We start from the raw sequence: 17,778 nt of genomic DNA on the forward strand, positions 1-17,778 counted from the left end.
GGATGATGGTATATGAAAGTAGTAGCAAAACCTATTGAAATGATAGCTTGGTTTGAACAGAATGGAGCTCCGCATCCAATTAGATTTAGATTGAAAAATAATGATGAATCTTGGAACCTTATTAAGGTTGGAAGAGTCATAACAGTAGAGAAAGAAAAATTGGCTGGCAATTATATGTATGTTTTTACGTGTCAGAGTGTCATAAATGATGTAACAAAAGTATATGTATTAAAGTATGAGTTGTCTAGCTGTAAATGGGTACTATTTAAAATATAGAAGTTATTATACATGGGGGATGATATAAAATGAATGGTTGTAGTAGTAATGAATACTATCAAACTGTTGTAGAAATGGTGAACATGATGGGAATAGAGGGAACTGATAATTATTTAAAACAAGAGCTTATCGATATATCAAAGAATGTAACTTACATAAGAGAAAAATTGCCTACAATTCAATCTACTTATGAAAAAGAAACAAGTAGCAATGCTTCAATGCATTTAAGATATAAAATTGAGAATATGATAGCCCTTTTAAATAATTTACTTAAGAAATTAGAAATAGTTGATAAAAGATATATATGTCTACAGAAATATGTAAGGAGAAATAAAAGAGAAGAAAAATATATATAGAACAGGATTGCTCCTGGTCATCAAAGAAGGTATTGCAATACATTGCTGATTTATGAAGTGAGAGGTATGTATTAAGAATTGGGAATAAATTCCCAATTCTTTTTTATTTATTAGCAGCCGTAACCACCGTATCCACCACAATTACAGAATAGCAATACTAACAACAAGAAGAATAATAATAATTCGGTGCTACAACCACCACAACCATCATAATTTCCACCACATAGAGCGTTAGCCATAAGGAAAAACCTCCTTTTATATTTATGATTTTTGATTATTTTCTTTTGACTTAATATAATGTATGCAGGTTATAGGACATGTGTTACATAGTATTAATAATAAAATTTGCACAGACTATCGTATAAATTTAATGGAGATAGATTCTAAGTTATTGCTTCATTATTTCATATCTGATGTAGAGTATGGAGGAATTGATAAATCAAGTATAAAAGAATATTATTATGAGACTAGAATAAATGAGAATAATGAAATTATAAAAGAAACTAGTTATATATACATAGAAGAGACGAAAGATGATACTATATATAATGAAAAAGTCTTGTTCAGAAATATTTTATAATAGAAAAAAATAGAAATTACTATTCCAGAAGATTATATTTCATTAAATTCAGAGATAGCAAAAAAATAAACTTATTAGGGAAATAGATAAAATCAAGAGAAGGAATATTTTTGAATCAGTGCTTCTAAGCTTTTATCAAAAGGATATAAAAAATACAATGATTCTTGAACTAAAGATTCCACACTAGGATTTTTCATAATATAGTTAGCTTGTTTTGAAGCTTTGGTGGTATCTAACACAAAATTTACGATAAAAATTGGTTGAAATGAACATAGATATTAGAGCAATTATTATGCTTATTTTATGATATTATAAAAGTAAATGCTAAATATTAGAATGGAAGGAGAGCAGGTTTTGTATACATATAAAAACTGCTGAATCACACCAGAAGCTTTTTAATATATGGTAGAATAAGTATTATGCACTTGTAGAACGACGTGAAGTAAAGATTATTTATATGTGTAAAGAAAGAGGAGGTAAATAAAATGATACAATCTATTGTACACATAGCGTTAGTAGTGAAAGACTATGATGAAGCCATTGAATTTTATACAAAGAAACTCCATTTTACATTAATAGAAGATACATACCAACCAGAACAAGATAAGCGATGGGTGGTAGTGTCTCCACCAGGTTCATCAGGAACTACATTATTACTTGCAAGAGCTTCTAAACATGAACAAGAATCATTTATTGGAAATCAAGCAGGAGGACGTATTTTTCTATTTCTTGGAACAGATAATTTTTGGCGAGACTACAACGAAATGATAGAAAAAGGCATAGAATTTGTTAGAGATCCTAAAGAACAATCATATGGTACAGTAGCAGTATTCAAAGATTTGTATGGAAATTTATGGGATTTGGTTGAATTTAAAGAAAATCATCCGATGGCTAAACGCGTAAAATAAGTATAATCTAAATAAACTTATAACACAAAATATTCTTATATTATGTAGCAACGCAAAAGGTCACAATGCAACACAAAACAAGGCGTGGTGAAAATTTAACATTCTAATCTACAACAAGAATTAGATTTATCTAGTTCTTATTTATATACAAAAAATTCTAGACAATCAACCTCAAATGACAAATTTTACAAGGAGATAGGTGTAAAATGTTTTACATTGTTATACTATAAAATTATCTTATATAAGCAAAAATTAAAGGATCTTTTTTTGCAAATACTATTTTGTTTAAGGGGGAGGAATAGAATGGCATTTATATCAGAAACAGTAATTTATATAGTTATATTAGGTTTGTTAGTAGGAGGGATTATTTTAATATCAAAGAAAAATTATTCAGGTCTTAAAGTAATGCTTTTAGGTATAAATATAACTTTATTTGGGGGTATAATTGCAGTTGACCCTAATTCTAATCTTGGTGGTATTGAATATTTAATAGCTTTTTTAGGGTTAATATGTTCTATTATGGGAATTAGTAAAAACGACTAGATTTAAAGTCATACATTTCTTATATTCCGTGGTAATATAAGAAATTTCAACGAAAAACAATTGTAAATTAGTTGCTTATAAAAGCTGCTGGATAACACTAACAACTTTTTAATATATGGTAGAATAAGTATTATGCACTTATAAAATTATGTGTATAAGTGAATGGAGGGAAATAGTAGTGGAAAATTCGCTTAAATATCAAATTAAAGTTTTAAAGATGGAGGAGTTAGAAAAAGCATTGGCACTTATATACAATGTTTTTATGGAATTTGAAGCTCCTCATTATTCTGAACAGGGTATAAAAACATTTACAGATTTTATAGCATTTAATTCAATTAAAAATATGATTCAGGATGATAGTTTAAACTTTTGGGTATGCTATGATAGAAAAAAAATTGTTGGAGTTATTGCCATGAAGGAAGTAAGCCACCTTGGTATGTTATTTGTAGATAAAAACTATCACAGGAAGGGAATAGCTAGGCATCTATTTGAAACAGTACTGACCATGGTTAGAAATAATTTTAAGATAAAAGAAATAACGGTTAATTCATCACGTTATGCCGTAGAATTTTATCATAAGTTAGGTTTTCAAGATACTAATTTAGAACAGATTGTTGATGGTATAAGGTTTACACCCATGAAATTGCAGATTGAGGAAATATGATAAACGTAATTTACATTAAAGTTAGTTTGTAATCTTCTTATATTGTGCATCAAACAAAACTAAATAAAATTGTAACTAAATCACCACCAAGGAACATATTTATATAAGAAGGGGGTGATTTTTTGCGTTACAGGAGATACCACCGTAGAAAAACGAAGGGTAGCTTAAAAGCACTTATTAGCATATTACTTATATTTTTAATACTTATTTATGGATTCTTATTAGTTGATCAGAAAATAAAACCTGCATTTATAGCAATAGTAGAGGTTAACCCGTCTGTGAGTCAATGGCTACTTTTAAGGTTAGGGTATGTTATGGGATTAATTGATTTTTTTATGATGGATGAGTGGACAAGCAGAGACAAAAAACAATTAAATTGAACAAGAATGCTATGGTGTTACATATGTCGAATAATTAGAAAATACAATTGATAAATATTAAATTTGGGTATAACATTATAGATGTGTTATCTGTAAGACCAAAATACTATAAACAGATAAAATACATACTGCACAATAGTAGATTATTATGCAACAAAAGTTATTTATATAATAGGGGGTAAAATAATGCTTGAAGTTGTATTTAGTGATAGCACGAAAGGTTCTATGAAAATAGCAAAAAACTATGATGAAAAAAGTATGCATGGTGGAGCTATCGGATATATTGGAAAAAAGCCATCCAAAGCTGAATCAAAGAAACACTTTGAAGTTGTATTAAAGAAACACTTTGAAGGTCAGGCTATTGGCGGAGATTCACAAGATGCAGTTTATATAGGATTTGCATTGGATATTGGGGATATATCCGGTGAATTTGATGGTACTGAGCGTCAAAATGTTTTTCAAAAAGTATGGGGACGATTTGGTTTTGACGATAATAAACAGGAACAATTTTTTTATAATCAACGCAAAGATATGGAAAAACTTTTGTCTGCTGCAACCAACGGCACTCCAATACGAATTTGGCAGAGCAACACCCCTTATTCGACTTGCGGGTTTTACTTCATTTGCAATGTATTAAGAAATATTGATTGTGAAATAAGCGTTGTTTCATTACCGGAATATAAGCAAATATCTGAGAATGAAATTGTTAGCTATAGCGACTGGGGGCAAATAGAGCCAGGAAAATTTTATCAATTCTTGCCTTTGGAAAGACAATTATCTCAATCTGAAAAACGAATGTTTAGTAACCGTTGGTGTGACTTGGTAAGGGAAAACGCCCCATTAAGAGCTGTTGTAAACGGAAAGTTGATTTCTGTTCCCGAAGATTATTATGATTTCATTATTACAAAAAATATTCCTGACGATGATTTCCTTATGGCTCGTTTAATTGGTGAGATTATGGGAAATTACGAGTTGGGTGTTAGTGATAGTTGGTATGCTTTGCGTATAGATAAGATGATTGAGGAGAACAAACTGATTATTGTTGAGAATAAGGATATGTCACATCCTTATGGAAAAGTTTTGAAGAAAGTAATGGTATGAACAAAATGAGCATAATCTTTAGCAGATTACCTCGCAATATTCTTATATTATGTAGCAACGCAAAAGGTCTCAATATAATACAAGGGAGTGGTGAGAACTCAATATTTTAACCTACAATAAGAATTAGATCTTATCTAGTCCTTATTTTTATTGATTATAGAAAACTGTATAGTTTTAAAGGTATTGTACAAGGGGGATACACATGAATCTAACCAAAAGAGAACTAGATTTAATATCACTAAGCCTATTCAAATTGAAAGTCGAGAAAAAAGCATTATTAGGAGATAGAAAAGACACAGAATTAATGAAAATGATAGAGGAATTAGAAAAGCTAAGTGAAAAAATTGATTCTAAAAGACTTTTAAAATAGGAACAATTGAGTTCCTATTTTTTATACAAAACATTCCAAAGAATCGACCTTAAATGACAAATGTTACTCAAAGATAAGTGTAAACTGTACAAGGAGATTTGCAGATGAAGTATGGGAGAAATATTCAATTAGATCTCGATTTCTTGAAATCCAGATTTTTTAATATTTATATGGGAAAATGTTATGATAAAAACTCTATTGATGGATTCACTAGACAAAAAGGTTTTGATGGAAAATATTATGATATACGGATAAGATACATTAAGCTAGACAAAACTAATTATGGTCCATTTACTAAGGCGGAAGAAATTATAAGTATTGCAAAGGGTAAAACTGTAATTGAATCAAAAACAGTTACCAAAACAACATCTTATTTAAAAACGTGGGAACACTCTGCTGGGATTAATCTAAGCATTGTAAAAGATGTTCTTGACTTAAATTTAGGTTCAAAGTATTGTGAAGTAAATGGCAGCTCTGAAAGTACTACAACCTTCAAATCTACTGAATATAGTTTTTCAAGTGATGCTCCAGCCGGTAGTAATATGGTTACTTATTATGCAGGAATTATAAACGACAAATATGAAGTAGTTACAGATATCGTTCCTGTAAAAAACCCTGTTGTTTTAAAATTATAGATCGAAAGCCAATAGTAGAATGCAGACCTCCTGGAGAAGGTGGAGGGTGCCGTCTAGAAGGATGGAGATTGACACTTGAAAATGGTAAAGTTGTATCAGTGGGTTGTAATAAAATGTCACAATACTGTAAAGACGGCTATTACTATCCTAATGGTGTTTTTAATGGTAATGCTCATGATCTTACTTTAGTGGATCTTAAAAATATGAAAACTGTTACTGGAACATTGCTAAAGGAAAAAGCTATTAGAATTTCTGTTTTCGGAAGTGTTAATTAAGGTGATAAGGGTATTACAAAAAGCATGTAGTTATTTTTAGATTGTTATAAAGTTTATGATCATTCAGTTGCATTTACCAATGCACATACAAATAAATACAGAATGTTCTCTTTAGGCTGGGTTTGTTTTAGAAGAATGGGATTAGGCCTGAATAACTAATTATTCAAGTCTGATTTTGTTACTTTATTAATCCAAGAGAAAAATCTTAAGAATGAGTTTACATATTATGAATATGATAAAAGTATTTTGGAAGAACCTTTATAAGGATAGTTTATTAAATATAAATAGAAACAAAGCAACAGCTAACCATACCCAAACATGTTTATTATTTTTGAACATATTAAGCCTCCAGAGATTGTTTATTTGTAATAATTATATGCAAAGAAGGGTTAATTGATTCAATATGTTAGTATCTAAGTTATTGTTAGTAATCTTTAGAAGTCCTGTGCTGAATTCGTTATCATTGTATATACTTTGCCATTGATAGGATTTTATGAGTAATAATTAGGGCATTATGTAAGATATTGTTGTTATTAACAACTATTACTTTTAACATATTTGAATAAAAAATACAAAAAAAGGAAGAATACAGAATGAAATCAAAGGATATACTGTGAATTATTTTTATCAGGTACAAGGAGAAATTTATATGAATAGTATAAAAAATTTAGGTGTATTTGGTGAGCAAATTGCAGCAGAATATTTGAGGAAATTTCAATATAAAATTGTTCAATTAAATTATAGATGTAGATTTGGAGAGATAGATATTATTGCATATAAAAATAATACGTATATATTCGTTGAGGTAAAAACAAGAAGAAACTTATCTTTTGGGAGACCTATAGAAGCCATTAATAAGAAAAAGAAAATACATCTTTTAAAAGTAGGTCAGTACTATATGCAAAGATTAAAGGGGAAAGATTATAATTTTCGATTTGATGCTATAGAAGTTATGGTTGACCCTTTGAAACCTCCTAGTATAAATCATATAGAGAATATCATTTTATGAATATTGTAATATTTATGAAATGATTAAATGCAATATGGATAAGATAATTATAAACTTGTTTGAGTGTACATAAAGGAGATGTTTTCTTGCTATCTAGAGTTTACAGCTGTGTATTAAAAGGGTTAGATGGTAATCTTACAGCAGTTGAAGTAGATATATCAAATGGACTTCCTGCACTAGTTATAGTAGGGCTTCCAGATGTAGCCGTTAAAGAGTCAAAAGAAAGAGTAAGATCTGCAATAAAGAACTCTGGATTTGATTTTCCGATGAAAAGAATTACCATCAATTTGGCCCCTGCAAATATGAAAAAAGAAGGGACTCATTTTGATTTACCTATGGCGTTAGGAATATTACAAGCATCACACCAGATAGAAAGTATGGATCTTGAAGAATTTGCGTTTATAGGAGAATTATCATTAAATGGAAGTCTTAATAGGGTTACGGGTGTATTACCTCTTGTTATAGCGCTGAGAAATCAAGGAATCAAAAAAATTATATTATCCAAGAGCAATGCAGACGAAGCTGCAATGATTAAAGATCTACAAATTTATCCGTTTGAAAATCTAAGAGATATTGTAAAATACTTTCAAGGAGAATTAACTGTAGAGCCTTATATAATAGATAGAAGTGATAATGAAAGTACTGGGTCTTATGAAGAAGATTTTCAAGATGTGGTAGGACAAGAAATGGTGAAAAGAGCATTTCAAATTGCAGCAGCAGGAGGACATAATATACTAGATTTATGATACATTATCATGTATGAAATGTGATGAAAGCATGGATAAACATTTGTTCACCCATGCTTTTATTACTTTAAGAATTCAGATTTTGCTAAATTAGCAAATTCTTTATCATTTTCTTCAATCCATTTATTTACTTCTTGAACACCATCAAAAACATTTTGAAAGCGAAAGTTTTCATCCCAATAATAAAAACCTAAATGTGAAAATAGACCAAGTACAGTAGATAATATGCCTTCTAGGAATAGAGGATTATTATATGGTTCAGTTAGATTACTTGTGTTCATTGTATTTATCGCAAAATTAATAACATGCATATAGTTTATGTCTTTATTTATCTTTGACAAACCTACCAAATATAACAAACGTTTTGCATTATATATTTCTTGCAAATTGTTACAGAGAAACATTGCTGTTTTGATATGCTCGCTGTGATTTTTAGTATTCTCAGTATTTTCATTATGAATTGAACTAAATAAAGCATTTTTTAATTCAGCTATATGATTGCCGAATTTTGTATCCACTGTTGCTACAGACTCATCAACACATTTAACGGATTGTTCTATATTTGAAAGTTTATTAAGTAAGTCTAATGTTGATAAATCCTCAATAAGTGCTGATAATTTCGATGACGAACCTTCTATATCTTTTGTAACTGTTGTAATAGTATTTGAAGCATCAATTATCTTTTCAGAAGTTTTTTTATTGTTTGAACTATCAACTAAAGTATAGATAATAGCTATAACAGATAAAATGATTGAAGTAATCGTAGATACAAGCCCTAATTCGGTGTTAAGTCTACCTGGATTTACTACAAAAGACACTATTAAAAATATCATGCCAATAATTGCTATGGTGAAACTATACCAATAGTCACGTTTTGTTGGAAATCTATCTATGATGTCACCCCCCTTATATTTGAATAAACAAATGATATCACAATTTGGAAAAAAATACAATTTATAGATATAACGACGTTTAATTATTTTTGGTTTCTATTTTTGAATGCAAAAATTGATTTGCATCACATTTAGAATTAAAGGTGATAGATTAGTCATACAACACGTAAAACACGTTTTGCTAATTTATATATAATTGGGAGATAACATAAAAAGCTTGAGATACTATATCAATAGAAAAGCAAATGAAGTAAAATCAATGTTTTCATGTTAATAGTATGCGTAGAGGTATTACTTTTTCTTTGTTTTAGAAATATTCTATTGTATAATTGACTATGAAAAATTCAAATATTTATAAATTGAGGGAGTGTTTTACATGTACTGAATTAATGAATCTAAATATAGAAGTAGAAGAACAATAATTGGCAGAATTAATATAACAGGGGGAGTTTAAAATGCAATTGAGTGACAGAAATAGTAGGATGCTTTTAGTGATTACAATAATTGGTGTACTTAGTATTATTTATAGAAATATTAATAACCTTGCAAACAACAAATTAGCGAATAGTTTGTACATTTATAGAAATTGCCCACTTGGAGGACAACATTTTATTGTATTAGGCTTTTTAACAGCACTAATATATTTGATAATGATAGGAATATTATATTGTACTGCTGAAACACATAATTTTGTGAGAGTGAATATAATTGCAGATGAGGTAAGAACAATAATAGAAAATTTTACCGAAAACATATATAAATTCTTTCTTGTATCTTTTCAAGTTTTATTATTTATTGTACTGGAAGTAATGGCAGTAGGTATTTTATTATCAAAACCTAGTGGTATAAATAAAGTAATAGGTTATATGATGGTCATTTTTCTACTAATATTTTTTGTTTTTTATTGTTGTTACGGCCTAAGAAAATTTTTTAAAGATACTAAAGAGACATTCGAAAATATTATAGGAATCATTATTTTGTATATTTTTATAGGGGGGATTATTTTATCTCTATTTACAAGTACTATTGGCAATGGGCTTACTAAGACATGTGAAATTGAATTTTCAGATAGAAACAATGTTTCTATGCAAGTTACTTTATTAAATCGAAAACCTTCAAATATGAAACTCATAGTTATTGGGGACAAGGATGAGAAAAGAAAAGAAGTATCTATAGATACTAAAGAATTAGATTGTACAGGACTTGTAGTATTATCAGTAGACGGCGAAGATAATAAAGTTCTTGATGCTAAACAAGATGATGTTAGTGGAATGTATAGTGAAACAAAACAAGAATATACAATGGAAAAGAATTTAGAAGAATATTTAATGGAGGGAGAAAATACTGTAATATTCTATTTTACAATAGACAAAAGAATTTATAAAATAGTGAATAAAATTAATAAATCAGATAAGAAATTTGAGATAAAGAAGAAAGCATTCAAATTCAAGCTAAAGTAGCCATTGACTTGGAGATTTTTTCATCTCTATGTATAGTTATGGTAAAATAGAAGCAAATAAAAATACAGCAAGAGAGGTAATAAAAATGACATATGATGAGCTATTGACTCAAATAACACAAGAGCAAAAAAATAAAGCAATTAATACTGTATTAGAAAATACAACATTAGAGCTTCAACAGCATGGAAATGAAGTAAAATCAAGACCTCAATATATTGAAGCACTAAGGTCAACCATTAGTAGTATATTATTTCATAATAATAGAGAAAAAATAGCATTAACAAATCTTCCCACAGGATGTGGTAAATCGACTGCTGTAGTCAATGGCATAAGCTATCTACAAAGTGAGGATACAAGTTATATTGAAAATATAGATTACATTAGAGGGACAATAATTCTTAGATTACAAACTGATGACTGTGACAAAACGGCTGAAGCAATTAATAAAAAAGTTGGAAAAGAAGTCGCATATGCTTTTCATTCAAAAGCAAATGATGCAGGTATTAAGAAAAATTGGATAAAGCCAAATGATTTGCAAAAGTATCCTGTAGTAGTGTTAACGCATGAAGGATTATTATCTTTACTTAGTAGAGGAAGTTCCTCTAGAATAACTAATTGGACAAACGCTAATGGAGAAGTATTTGAAAGAAGAAGATTAATAATTGATGAAGAAATAGCCAATGTAAAGATAGTAGATGTAACATATCAAGATATAATGGATATTGAATATGTTTTTGCAGAGGCAGAAGATAAAGAAGTTTTTAAACTGTACAATAAATTTGTTAAGGAGCTAAAGGAAAAATTTTCAGAAGAAACTAAGAAAAAAGTCAATACTTTAATATTTGAAACATTTAAGTATGATGAACCCACTGATGAAACTTTGGCTAAGTACCTAGATAAAAATCGTTATTATGAAGAGCTAAATAAGTATAGAAAGCTTAGCAGTTTATTAAGAAACGGTGGATATGTAAATGCAAGGAATGCAAAAGACGGTCAAGTTAAGAAATTCATAACTTATAGCAAGGTTGACTTAGGGACAGATTTTTACATAACACAACTTGATGCTACGAGTGATATTAACCATCTGTATAAAATAAATCCAAACTTTGAGAAGATAGGTTTACCTTCTGTCAAGAAGTATTCAAACACCAACGTTCATGTTTATACAGGTTTCACAGGGAGTAAAGCAAACATAGAAAAACACACAAAACAAACTGTAGAAGATATTGATAAATTTCCTTCAAATACTGAAATTCGCAATTTTATTGATGCTCTAATCATTGACGTAATTGATAAAACTCAGTATAAAGAAAAGATATTGGTGGTATTTAATACCATGGAAATTGAAAAAATCTTTAATGAACGGTTAAATGCGATAGCTTTTGATACAATCAATGAAAAATGCTATGTATATGGAAAAATAAAGGATAAAATAAAAACTGCTCATTTTGGTGAACTCACAGGAAAAAATGATTGGAATGATTATGATACATGTTTTATGATAGGATTACCATTTTATTCTTATAATCATTACCCTCTGTATCATTTAGCAAATGAGGATAAAGAAAAAATAAACATTAAAGTAGTATATGATGAAGTAACCATGAGAAATGATGTAGGAGCAAGAAGATATGTTGATGAAAATTTTGAGAAAGTAAGGATAGGGCTTGTAGCGTCATCAGTTGTACAAGCAATGAATAGAATAAAGTGTAGAAATATTAACAAAGATGGAAATACACCAATCACAGATATATATATAATTAATCGTGATAAAAAAATAGACCACTTAATTAGAGTGGCAATGCCAGAAGTGAATATTCTTTATGATTGGAAAATAAAGTATAATCCTAAGTTGATAGAAGAAAATAGTGAGGATAAAAAAACAAAGGAAGAGCCTGTAGATAGACTGATTAATTTTTTAAAAGGTCTTCTATATGATGCTAATGAAATCAACAAGCTACGAGAAGAAGGGCATATTGATGAAAAGGGGATTAAATTTGCGTATTTAAAGAAAATGATTAAGGGACTATCTAATCAAAATACATGGAAAAAGACTATAAAACATTTAAAACTGATAGAATTTTGTAAAGAAAATAATCTAGAAATAAAATATAGGCACATTGGCATTTAAAAGAATAGGAAGTAAGTGTACAAAATTTCCATATAGATTATATATTATATGGAAATTTTGTACACTTACGTATATTAGTTATTAAAAAACATACAAAAATACTGCCCCGCGTAAATGATGTGGAACGAAGTGGAACATCATTTCGCACGCTAGGGTGTGGGGTGGGCGTAAGCACCCCACAACGTATTCCTATAGTATAGTTTATAGCGGTGCGTTATTTTGCTAATTAGTTTGTATAAATCAAATCTAAAAAAGATATATTTAAAAGGACTAATATTTATTGGCTAATAGTTAAACTGTAAAAAGACATATAAAAGGAGTCTACACCAAGATTGAGTCCACAATGCACTGTCGTGCATTGTTAGACTAAATCTGTGGCGTAGCCTTTTTTAATTCTAGCACACATCATGAGCTGTACTGCGCCTTTGGCTTGTCCAGCATCATGCTGGTGCAAGAATTAAAAACAAGGTATTTCTTTGTTTTTTTTGATAAACAATCTACTTATGAAAGCAAGAGAATTGTGCTTCGTATATATTTTTCCACTGCTAGTGGGGATGGATGTGCTAGAGGGGATATGGCAGTTGCCAAACAAGGAATAAATGTTTAATAACCCCCTATGCCATTAAGATACTTGCATATAGAAAAAAACAGGCTCAATTGCCTGTTCTATTGATATCCTCTATGTTAGCTGACGTTTTGTGGTTGATATTTATTAATTATCTTGTAGAAGGTTGTTTTTTTCAGCCCTAGCATCTGCATAAATTCAACACCTGTGATAATTTTATTTTTCCATTTGCCATAGTTTTCATGTAATATTTTTCTTTGTTCTGTACTCAATGTATCTAAGCCAATTTTGGGTCTACCAAACTGTTTTCCGTTTGCCTTTGCTATTGCAATTCCTTCTGCTTGTCTTTTCCTTATCTTTTTCCTTTCTTGCTCAGCTACATAACTAAGAAGACTTAAAAATTGGTCTTCCATTAGTTTTCCCATATCACCCATTGATTTGAACTTTCTGCTATCGAATAAAGTTTTATTTTCTAATATTACAATATCTGCTTTTAGTTCTCTTGTTATATGTCGCCACTCTCTGATAATACCGTCATAATCTCTTCCTAATCTGTCTAATGCATCTATGTATATCAAGTCACCTTTTCTTATAACTTGTTTCATTGCTTGATATTGTGGTCTATTAAAATTCTTGCCACTTGCTTTGTCTATAAAGATGAATCTTTCCTCTATGTCTAAAGATTTCAGTTTGCTCAATTGCCTATCTTCATTTTGGTCTTTACTGCTTACTCTTATGTATCCTATTTTCATGATTGTCCCTCCGTTCAAATACTATTTATAACAATATTGTATAAAAATAGTCCATAAAAGTCAATAGAACAATATGAACGTTCAATAATTGATAATGATACTATTACGAACTGAATAAGGGTATCTTTTTTAGAAGGTTTAAAAGTATACCTTTGTGAACGCAAATGGAATTTTAAGTATCTAGCACATTTTAGATAATTTTTTGTTCGAGTGACTTTCGAATAACTTTTTTGCAATCGATGAAATTAAGTATTTACAACGGTTGTAGGGTTTTGGATTTAGAGAGAGTCGTTCGAAGTATTGTAACAGGAGGCTGGATGCAGATGTGTTCTATTTAGGTATATCAATAGGGTGTATTGATTTTGTTAGGAACTATACAAATAGATATTGAATAGTAAAAAATATAAAGGTACTATATAATATAATTATATAAGGAATGATGTTATAAATCATAAGGCGGTGAAACTATGGGGGTATTTATTGCAGCGGTAGTTACTGTATTTGGATTTGTATTTGGGGGAGTAGCTTTATTGCACTATCTTACAGGAAAAGTATTGAAATAATAAAGGTCTAATTAAAGAACTAAATTTTCTAGTTCTTACTTTAGACCTCTATCTTTTTAAAGATAGGTGGTTTTCGTAAATATTGTGGCTAAATAGTTTTACACATCTGTTAAGAAAACCAAAGGAATATTCGCCTTTTTTAGCCTATAGATTTGCACTTTTGTCAATGGAACTGAATAGTGAAGTTCCCCATAGCAGTAAATACCTTCTAGTAATCTGTTATAGAGGTTTGATACAAAATTATACCAATCCATCAGATAGATAGATGGTTTTGTTGAATCTGATAAGTAACTAAAACCGTCTGCCAAATAGAATACTTTTAAGGCTGTTGCCAATTCACAGTTTTCGTTGTTTGTTACAGCAGAAGGTAATTTAAATCCATTGTCCCAATTATAGTTTTCAATTAGTAAATCAAGTTGCTTGTTGTTCATTTGACTTATATTACACATAGTACCTCCAAGATTTGTAATTATACAGGACGTAACAGCTCTACATTTGTAAGTAGCGTTTTCTTGTGAGTGTTTTGTCCATATCACGGGTAATTTCTATAAATCTTAGCCAATTTAGATAATTATCTATATACTTGTAATAAGACCCTTAAATCTTCGGTTTATCCAGTCCTCAAGACGATTGCTGTATAAATTAACATGTTGGGTATGATAAATCTTATAAACGACATATTGCTTCTTTAAGTCATTGAGAGGCTTATGTTTCTGAAGAGCAAAGTGTTTCTTGCTCATGGAGAGGAGCTTTTAAAAATTCACTGAAAACCGTTGTTATTTTATAATACTATTAATATCTTTATTATATAGTAAGCATTCGTCTTTGTTAATTAATTTTCCAAATATTGTGGTATAATATTGGTGAGGGAGGAAGAAGGTTTAATCCCCTTCTTCCTGTTGAACTTGTTTTTCTTGTATTTCGATTTCTAAAAGTTTTATTTCTAGTTCAATCTTTTGATTTTCTAGTTTTCTACCTTTTAGAATCTCTTTTGTTTCGACCAGAACGACTACAAGAGAAGCAAGTTCTGTTGCTATTTTTATGTATCATATTATCCTTTGAGGATATGTTTTATAAATAGATTATTGATTGGAGCGGAGAATCTATGTTGCTTTAAGGATGAATCATTTTTAGAAAAGTAAATTACTGAATATTTAAACTAGAATATGATATAATTTATTATATAAGATACTGCCACTGTAGGTGGATATCTTGGAGTATCAATTATGGATAAACTTTTTTACTTAGACGTTTCTCTTTTGTAGAAGCGTTAATTTTTGTACTTTTGGTGGAGCGTTAGGGGGGGCTTATTATGGAGCTGAGCAAAAATGAATTAGATTTAATTTCATTAGCTTTGTTTAGATTGATAATAGAGAAAAAAGCATTACTAGAAGATAGGAAAGATACGGAATTAATGAAAATGATAGAGGAGTTGAAAGAACTAAGTGAAAAAATAAATGATAAAAGACTTTCTAGATAGGAACAATTGAGTTCCTATTTTTTATGCTTATTTGAAGATGTGGATGTATGTATTATGAAATGAAAAGTCATAAATAACATATATCAGTGTAGCACATCTATTTATAATACTAGAATTGAAAATATTTGAGACAATATCTTATAAAAATAAAAAGGAATTTGATGCATATTGTAGAAAATAGTAATATTGGTAAAAATTATATATACCACTAATTTAGTAATTGAATAGATAAAGAGAAAATAATGAAATCAAAGGCAAACTTATTATTATACAACATATGAAAATATGCAAAAAATAGCATGGCAATAAAAATTATAATAGGAGATTGATTGTATGAGTGGTCAAACATATTATGGATTAAGATATTTTGTAATTCCAACAGAGCAAGAAAGTTTGATGAAAAATCCAAACAAGGTAGAAGTAATCAATAATTTCGTATATGGAACTAAACAAAATTTTAAGAAATTGCCGTTAGGAAAAAGAAATGGAATACTGTATTTTATTAGGGAAATAAAAAAAGGAGTATACTTGTTTAAATTTGGGAAACAGAAACTATTAACTAAGCATAATCCTACAGAAGAGGATATAAATGATAATGTAGAAGAGGATAATTATCCGTATGTGTATATCATTATGGATACAAATTATCAGATAATTCTAATTGAGAGAAATACTTCTATATTTAAAGATGTTAATGAAGTAAAGGCTAAATTTCAAAAATTTGTGGAGGTACATATTATAAAAGAAGGATATTATTTCAAGGTTGAAGAAATAACCTATGAAAATAAATTTTGGAAATATATAGAAAACTCAAAGGAAATATACAGCTTAACATTAAAGTTAAATTCACCTAATCTATTTGGAGGGAGATTAAAAGCTAACAAGATATTAAAATTTCTGTCAAAAAAATATAATAATAATCAAATGCAGTTCAAACTAATAAGTGATAAAGGGCAATTACTTATTACCAAAGATAACATTAATGACTTTATAAAATATATTGTTGGTGGGGGAGGAAGTTGGGAACTAAAATCTTATTTTGATGGCAAGAGACAAATAATAAAGAGTAATAATGAAAAAAATGTTAAAACGGTTACTATTAATGAAAATGTAGAAGAAAATAATGATAAAGTAAATGAAATTATAAAAGGGAAGGTTATTAGCTTAGAAGAAATAATGCTTAGAAAAAGCAAACCTATAAAAAAGAATAGAAGAAAAAAAGATGAAGATAAAGATGATTAAAGGGATATATTCTATAGTTCCTATTATAATTGTATTTATCGCATCTTATTTTCTAGTACATAATAATTTATATACTATTATTGATACAAATATACTAGAGGATACATTTGTTCTAAATTTTATTGGGATTTTTTTTGGATTTGCTATTACATCATTGGCGTTGATTTATTCTAGTTATGAAAAAATTGCTAATACAATAGTTGATGCTGTTCAACAAAACGATGAAGACAGTAATTATGAAGAGGATATATTTGAATTATTGAATGAACTAAAAGAAGATGTAATTGCTATTTTTTATTGTATCTTGATAGCCTTTATTTTAATATTATTGAGAAATATTGATATTCCAATAGTCAAATTTCCAATGAAGATTATATCGAAAGATGAGCTTATATTAATCTCAAAATTGAGTTTTGTATTATTAACCTTATATGCTATGTATGATTTGACACAGACAATATTTGATTTAATTAAAATTTCTTATCAACTATCAAAACGAAATAAAGAAAAAAAGAGTAGTTAATATTACTGATTGAAAAGAGTAGTAGTATTAATAAGTTTTTTTAGGGAGGTATAGGTTAATATTCTAATATATCTTAGGAAATTTATCTAAGTGATTGATTAGTAGTGCAGACAAATAAGTCTGCTTTTTTTAGTGCTATTTTAAAAGAGTTACTTAATTAAATGAAAGTATAGCACCTTTACTTTCACAGACTTATATTAAAATTGACGATAAAGCGAGAAAAAGGTAAAATAAGGAAGATTGAGAAAGTAGGATAAATTTCTGTATCAAGATAGTGATTAAATTGAAACCAAGAGCGGTTGAAAAAATAGAGAAAAAATAATTAA

At 28.9% G+C, this 17,778-nt stretch carries 21 protein-coding genes; 17 read left to right on the forward strand and 4 right to left on the reverse strand.

From position 1 onward, the window contains the following. Positions 1–12: 12 nt before the first annotated feature. Both K7H06_RS06855 and K7H06_RS06860 read left to right on the forward strand, forming a co-directional pair. On the forward strand, positions 13–276 hold the full coding sequence (locus K7H06_RS06855) for a hypothetical protein (RefSeq protein ID WP_223039135.1): 264 nt from the start codon (positions 13–15) through the stop codon (positions 274–276). Positions 277–305: 29 nt separating this feature from the next. Further along, positions 306–632, forward strand: a complete 327-nt coding sequence (locus tag K7H06_RS06860; RefSeq protein WP_223039136.1) for a hypothetical protein — start codon at positions 306–308, stop codon at positions 630–632. 110 nt (positions 633–742) lie between these two features. Here the strand turns inward: K7H06_RS06860 and K7H06_RS21335 are convergent, their stop codons facing one another. Next, positions 743–871 carry a hypothetical protein gene (locus K7H06_RS21335; RefSeq protein ID WP_281426043.1) on the reverse strand — a complete coding sequence of 43 codons (129 nt, stop codon included), beginning with the start codon at positions 869–871 and terminating at the stop codon, positions 743–745. A gap of 80 nt (positions 872–951) precedes the next feature. Between K7H06_RS21335 and K7H06_RS06865 the strand changes: the two genes are divergently transcribed. The 10 genes from K7H06_RS06865 to K7H06_RS06910 all read left to right on the forward strand — a co-directional run bounded on the left by K7H06_RS06865 (position 952) and on the right by K7H06_RS06910 (position 7,843). After that, the gene (locus K7H06_RS06865; RefSeq protein WP_223039137.1) at positions 952–1,212 is read left to right on the forward strand and encodes a hypothetical protein; all 261 of its coding nucleotides are present in this window, start codon (positions 952–954) and stop codon (positions 1,210–1,212) included. Between the two features lie 485 nt (positions 1,213–1,697). Continuing rightward, entirely contained in the window at positions 1,698–2,120 is a 423-nt protein-coding gene (locus K7H06_RS06870) for a VOC family protein (RefSeq protein ID WP_223039138.1), read from the forward strand. Between the two features lie 303 nt (positions 2,121–2,423). Next, positions 2,424–2,663, forward strand: a complete 240-nt coding sequence (locus K7H06_RS06875) for a hypothetical protein (RefSeq protein ID WP_223039139.1) — start codon at positions 2,424–2,426, stop codon at positions 2,661–2,663. Between the two features lie 178 nt (positions 2,664–2,841). Then, positions 2,842–3,327, forward strand: coding sequence for a GNAT family N-acetyltransferase (locus tag K7H06_RS06880; protein ID WP_246637648.1), 486 nt, complete (start codon positions 2,842–2,844; stop codon positions 3,325–3,327). A 566-nt stretch (positions 3,328–3,893) separates the two neighbouring features. Beyond that, positions 3,894–4,808 (forward strand): DUF3658 domain-containing protein, encoded by a 915-nt coding sequence (locus tag K7H06_RS06885; RefSeq protein ID WP_223039141.1) that lies wholly within the window; start codon positions 3,894–3,896, stop codon positions 4,806–4,808. A gap of 202 nt (positions 4,809–5,010) precedes the next feature. Continuing rightward, positions 5,011–5,178, forward strand: a complete 168-nt coding sequence (locus K7H06_RS06890) for a hypothetical protein (RefSeq protein WP_223039142.1) — start codon at positions 5,011–5,013, stop codon at positions 5,176–5,178. A gap of 104 nt (positions 5,179–5,282) precedes the next feature. Then, positions 5,283–5,813 carry a hypothetical protein gene (locus K7H06_RS06895; protein WP_223039143.1) on the forward strand — a complete coding sequence of 177 codons (531 nt, stop codon included), beginning with the start codon at positions 5,283–5,285 and terminating at the stop codon, positions 5,811–5,813. A 68-nt stretch (positions 5,814–5,881) separates the two neighbouring features. Then, complete coding sequence (locus K7H06_RS06900; protein ID WP_223039144.1) at positions 5,882–6,088, forward strand: hypothetical protein; 207 nt, start codon at positions 5,882–5,884, stop codon at positions 6,086–6,088. A gap of 649 nt (positions 6,089–6,737) precedes the next feature. Next, entirely contained in the window at positions 6,738–7,097 is a 360-nt protein-coding gene (locus K7H06_RS06905) for a YraN family protein (RefSeq protein ID WP_223039145.1), read from the forward strand. 86 nt (positions 7,098–7,183) lie between these two features. After that, a complete protein-coding gene (locus tag K7H06_RS06910) occupies positions 7,184–7,843 on the forward strand; it encodes a magnesium chelatase domain-containing protein (protein WP_223039146.1) in 660 nt (219 codons plus the stop codon). A 62-nt stretch (positions 7,844–7,905) separates the two neighbouring features. Here the strand turns inward: K7H06_RS06910 and K7H06_RS06915 are convergent, their stop codons facing one another. Further along, a complete protein-coding gene (locus tag K7H06_RS06915; RefSeq protein WP_223039147.1) occupies positions 7,906–8,661 on the reverse strand; it encodes a hypothetical protein in 756 nt (251 codons plus the stop codon). A 530-nt stretch (positions 8,662–9,191) separates the two neighbouring features. Here K7H06_RS06915 and K7H06_RS06920 point away from each other — a divergent pair. Together K7H06_RS06920 and K7H06_RS06925 are read left to right on the forward strand one after the other, a co-directional pair. Continuing rightward, positions 9,192–10,196, forward strand: coding sequence for a hypothetical protein (locus tag K7H06_RS06920; protein WP_223039148.1), 1,005 nt, complete (start codon positions 9,192–9,194; stop codon positions 10,194–10,196). Positions 10,197–10,224: 28 nt separating this feature from the next. Further along, positions 10,225–12,327, forward strand: a complete 2,103-nt coding sequence (locus K7H06_RS06925; protein ID WP_223039149.1) for a hypothetical protein — start codon at positions 10,225–10,227, stop codon at positions 12,325–12,327. Positions 12,328–13,011: 684 nt separating this feature from the next. On the opposite strand, the gene K7H06_RS06930 is transcribed toward K7H06_RS06925, so the two are convergent. Together K7H06_RS06930 and K7H06_RS06935 are read right to left on the reverse strand one after the other, a co-directional pair. Further along, positions 13,012–13,644: a recombinase family protein gene (locus K7H06_RS06930; RefSeq protein ID WP_223039150.1), complete on the reverse strand. Its 633-nt coding sequence runs from the start codon at positions 13,642–13,644 to the stop codon at positions 13,012–13,014. Positions 13,645–14,305: 661 nt separating this feature from the next. Beyond that, positions 14,306–14,656, reverse strand: coding sequence for a DUF4274 domain-containing protein (locus tag K7H06_RS06935; RefSeq protein ID WP_223039151.1), 351 nt, complete (start codon positions 14,654–14,656; stop codon positions 14,306–14,308). Between the two features lie 863 nt (positions 14,657–15,519). On the opposite strand from K7H06_RS06935, the gene K7H06_RS06940 reads away from it, so the two are divergent. From K7H06_RS06940 to K7H06_RS06950, 3 genes are all read left to right on the forward strand, one after another. Continuing rightward, on the forward strand, positions 15,520–15,687 hold the full coding sequence (locus tag K7H06_RS06940) for a hypothetical protein (RefSeq protein WP_223039152.1): 168 nt from the start codon (positions 15,520–15,522) through the stop codon (positions 15,685–15,687). Between the two features lie 333 nt (positions 15,688–16,020). Continuing rightward, positions 16,021–16,929 (forward strand): hypothetical protein, encoded by a 909-nt coding sequence (locus K7H06_RS06945; protein WP_223039153.1) that lies wholly within the window; start codon positions 16,021–16,023, stop codon positions 16,927–16,929. Continuing rightward, a complete protein-coding gene (locus K7H06_RS06950; protein WP_223039154.1) occupies positions 16,910–17,452 on the forward strand; it encodes a hypothetical protein in 543 nt (180 codons plus the stop codon). Before K7H06_RS06945 ends, K7H06_RS06950 begins: the two co-directional genes overlap by 20 nt. The last annotated feature ends 326 nt before the right edge of the window (positions 17,453–17,778 follow it).

This window comes from Crassaminicella profunda (assembly GCF_019884785.1).
GTDB classification, from domain to species: Bacteria; Bacillota; Clostridia; order Peptostreptococcales; family Thermotaleaceae; genus Crassaminicella; species Crassaminicella profunda.

Bases quoted from the DNA above. Each gene is read 5' to 3' on its own strand.
- K7H06_RS06905 (WP_223039145.1), top strand. From the start codon at position 6,738: ATGAATAGTATAAAAAATTTAGGTGTATTTGGTGAGCAAATTGCAGCA.
- K7H06_RS06935 (WP_223039151.1), bottom strand. From the start codon at position 14,656: ATGTGTAATATAAGTCAAATGAACAACAAGCAACTTGATTTACTAATT.
- K7H06_RS06940 (WP_223039152.1), top strand. From the start codon at position 15,520: ATGGAGCTGAGCAAAAATGAATTAGATTTAATTTCATTAGCTTTGTTT.
- K7H06_RS06870 (WP_223039138.1), top strand. From the start codon at position 1,698: ATGATACAATCTATTGTACACATAGCGTTAGTAGTGAAAGACTATGAT.
- K7H06_RS06895 (WP_223039143.1), top strand. From the start codon at position 5,283: ATGAAGTATGGGAGAAATATTCAATTAGATCTCGATTTCTTGAAATCC.
- K7H06_RS06920 (WP_223039148.1), top strand. From the start codon at position 9,192: ATGCAATTGAGTGACAGAAATAGTAGGATGCTTTTAGTGATTACAATA.
- K7H06_RS06945 (WP_223039153.1), top strand. From the start codon at position 16,021: ATGAGTGGTCAAACATATTATGGATTAAGATATTTTGTAATTCCAACA.
- K7H06_RS06885 (WP_223039141.1), top strand. From the start codon at position 3,894: ATGCTTGAAGTTGTATTTAGTGATAGCACGAAAGGTTCTATGAAAATA.
- K7H06_RS06875 (WP_223039139.1), top strand. From the start codon at position 2,424: ATGGCATTTATATCAGAAACAGTAATTTATATAGTTATATTAGGTTTG.
- K7H06_RS21335 (WP_281426043.1), bottom strand. From the start codon at position 871: ATGGCTAACGCTCTATGTGGTGGAAATTATGATGGTTGTGGTGGTTGT.
- K7H06_RS06890 (WP_223039142.1), top strand. From the start codon at position 5,011: ATGAATCTAACCAAAAGAGAACTAGATTTAATATCACTAAGCCTATTC.
- K7H06_RS06860 (WP_223039136.1), top strand. From the start codon at position 306: ATGAATGGTTGTAGTAGTAATGAATACTATCAAACTGTTGTAGAAATG.
- K7H06_RS06855 (WP_223039135.1), top strand. From the start codon at position 13: ATGAAAGTAGTAGCAAAACCTATTGAAATGATAGCTTGGTTTGAACAG.
- K7H06_RS06950 (WP_223039154.1), top strand. From the start codon at position 16,910: ATGAAGATAAAGATGATTAAAGGGATATATTCTATAGTTCCTATTATA.
- K7H06_RS06930 (WP_223039150.1), bottom strand. From the start codon at position 13,644: ATGAAAATAGGATACATAAGAGTAAGCAGTAAAGACCAAAATGAAGAT.
- K7H06_RS06925 (WP_223039149.1), top strand. From the start codon at position 10,225: ATGTATAGTTATGGTAAAATAGAAGCAAATAAAAATACAGCAAGAGAG.